We start from the raw sequence: 2,473 nt of genomic DNA on the forward strand, positions 1-2,473 counted from the left end.
CGGCCAGCGCGGCGGCGACCCGGTCGGCGCCGTCGGGGTTGGCGACGTGGTGCACCGCCAACTCGGCGGAGTCCTCCCCCACGATCTCGCAGACCCGGTCGATCATCGCCGCAGTTGCGTTGTTGACCGTGCGCACCCGTTGGGCCAGAACGAGTTTCCCGTCCTCGATGCGCAGCACCGGCTTGAGCGCCAGCGCGGTGCCCAACCACGCCTTGGCCCCGCCGATCCGTCCGCTGCGGCGCAGGTTGTCCAGGCGGTGGACCACGATGTAGGCGTGGCCGCGGGACACCGCCGCGCCGGCGGCGCCGGCGACGGCCTCCAGATCGCCGCCCGCGGCCGCGGCCCGCGCGGCGGCCAGCGCGACGAAGCCGGTGCCCATCGCGGCCGACCTCGAGTCGACGACCCGCACGGCCGGGCCCAGTTCGGCCGCCGTGCGTTGCGCGGCGGCACAGGTTCCCGACAGGCCCGAGGAGATGTGCACCGCCACCACGCCGTCGCCGCCGCTGTCGGTCAACGCCTGCCGGTAGGCGGCGTCGAGTTCGGCCGGCGTCGCCGCCGCGGTGGTGGCGTGACGCTTGTGGAGGTCCTCGGGGATCTCGTCGACGCCCTCACGCAGGTCGGCGCCGTCGAGCAGGATGTGCAGCGGGACCACGCGGATCGCCCACTTCTCGCACAGGTCGGCCGGCAGCCGCGACGACGCATCGGTCACCACCACGACAGTCATCAGCGCCGCTCCTTCTCATCGCTGCGCTCTGCATCGTCGTCGGCGCGGGTCACGGTCAGTCACACGGCTTCTCGGCCGCCACTTGAGCCTTTTGCAAGGCTTCGGCCAGCGCCTTGAGCATCAGCTCGGCGACCGCCTGGTGGGCCTCGAAGTTCCAGTGGATGCCGTCGGGGTTGCCTCGGCCGCTCATGATCTGTTCGGCCACAGCGGCTTTGAGGTCCACCAGCGGAACGTCGTGGCGCTGCGCCCATTCGGTGATCGCCGCCACCGTGCCGGGACGGCCGTGGTGCGCCTTCCCGTAGGTCTCGGCGATGTGCACCGACGGCAGGGATGCCACGATCGGGATGCCCGGGCGGTTGAAATCGATTGCGGCACGGGTCTGTTCGAGATAGTCGGCGCTCAGGCGCGGGGGCAGCGCGGGCCTGGCCACCGGCGAGAGCCGCGGCTGTACCCAGCCGTACCCGTCGCGTACCCAGCGCCGCAGCCACGACGGGCGCACGTAGCGGATCAGCTCGCGCAACGCCGTCGGCAGCACCGAGGGCAGCGAATCCATCCCGCCGGTCGCGAAGACCACCGCGCCCGCCCTGGGTAGCGCCGCCCAGGCGCGCGGGTCCTGGGTCGCCGCCCACCAGACGTCCCGGCAGGTCCAGCCGATGCGACCGATCAGCTCCAGGTCCCAGCCTAGCTGTGCGGCAACGAGATTGGGCCAGATCCGCGGGTCGTCGGCGGGCAGTCCCCCGGTGGGCCCGTAGTAGGCCAGGGAGTCGGCGAACACCAGCAGGGTGGGACGCGCCTCAGAGGACATCGCCGAACACCTGCGCCGACGCGTTCCAGACGTCCAGGCGCCAGCCGATGCCGTCGAACCCGTCGCCTTCGCCGCGGGAGTGGCCGGACAGTTGCACCCAGCTCGCGTTGCCCATGCCGCCCAGGACCGGCCAGTTGCCGACCGGCAGCTTGAGCAGCGCGGCCGACAGCGCGGCGATCAGCCCACCGTGGGCGACGAACACCACCGGTCGATCCGGCTGGTCGGGGTCGCCCCAGCCCGGGTTGCCGGCGACCAGCTCGGCGACCACCGGCAGGCTGCGCGAGGCCACGTCCACCCGGCTCTCCCCACCGTGCGGTGCCCACGTGGCGTCTTCGCGCCACGCCAGCCGGGCTCCCGGGGCCTCGGCGTCGATCTGGGTGTGCGTCAAGCCCTGCCAGTCGCCGAGATGGGTTTCGCGCAGCCGCTCGTCGACCCGCACGTCCACGCCGGCCCGCTCCCCCAGCGTCACCGCGGTGTCGTAGGCGCGCCGCAGGTCCGAGGAGACGATCAGCAGCGGCTGCTGCTTGCCCAGCGCCTCGGCCGCGGCGATCGCCTGCGCCCGGCCCAGCTCACTGAGCTCGGTGTCCAGCTGGCCCTGCATCCGGCTGCCGAGGTTGTAGGCGGTCTGGCCGTGCCGCAACATCACCAGGCGACGAATTCTCATAGCGGATCCGCCGATTCCGCCGACAGGTCCACCGGCACCACCGGGCAGTCGCCCCACAGGCGGTCCAGGGCGTAGTAGTCGCGGTCGTCCTGATGCTGGATGTGCACGACGATGTCGCGGTAGTCCAGCAGCGTCCAGCGGCCTTCCCGGGTGCCCTCGCGGCGCGCGGGCTTGTAGCCGGCCCGGCGCATCTTCTCCTCGACCTCGTCGACGATGGCGTTGACCTGCCGCTCGTTGGACGCCGACGCGATGACGAAGCAGTCCGTGATGACCAGCTGGC

General features: G+C 72.3%; 4 protein-coding genes. All 4 read right to left on the minus strand.

The window, feature by feature from the left end:
• A partial coding sequence (locus tag AC2VON_RS10505) for a DegV family protein (RefSeq protein WP_486952901.1) occupies nucleotides 1-724 on the minus strand: 724 nt, incomplete at its 3' end.
• A gap of 55 nt (nucleotides 725-779) precedes the next feature.
• Nucleotides 780-1,529 (minus strand): diglucosylglycerate octanoyltransferase, encoded by a 750-nt coding sequence (gene octT, locus AC2VON_RS10510; protein WP_369737934.1) that lies wholly within the window; start codon nucleotides 1,527-1,529, stop codon nucleotides 780-782.
• Complete coding sequence (gene gpgP, locus AC2VON_RS10515; RefSeq protein WP_486952902.1) at nucleotides 1,519-2,193, minus strand: glucosyl-3-phosphoglycerate phosphatase; 675 nt, start codon at nucleotides 2,191-2,193, stop codon at nucleotides 1,519-1,521. The genes octT and gpgP overlap by 11 nt, the downstream gene beginning before the upstream one ends.
• On the minus strand, nucleotides 2,190-2,473 hold a 284-nt coding region (rsfS, locus tag AC2VON_RS10520), incomplete at its 5' end, for a ribosome silencing factor (RefSeq protein ID WP_486952903.1). The genes gpgP and rsfS, both read right to left, overlap by 4 nt.

The organism is Mycobacterium sp. TH-M82, assembly GCF_057473605.1.

What these genes read in the sequence shown, in the direction of transcription:
- octT (WP_369737934.1), bottom strand. Translation starts at nt 1,529, where the DNA reads ATGTCCTCTGAGGCGCGTCCCACCCTGCTGGTGTTCGCCGACTCCCTG.
- gpgP (WP_486952902.1), bottom strand. Translation starts at nt 2,193, where the DNA reads ATGAGAATTCGTCGCCTGGTGATGTTGCGGCACGGCCAGACCGCCTAC.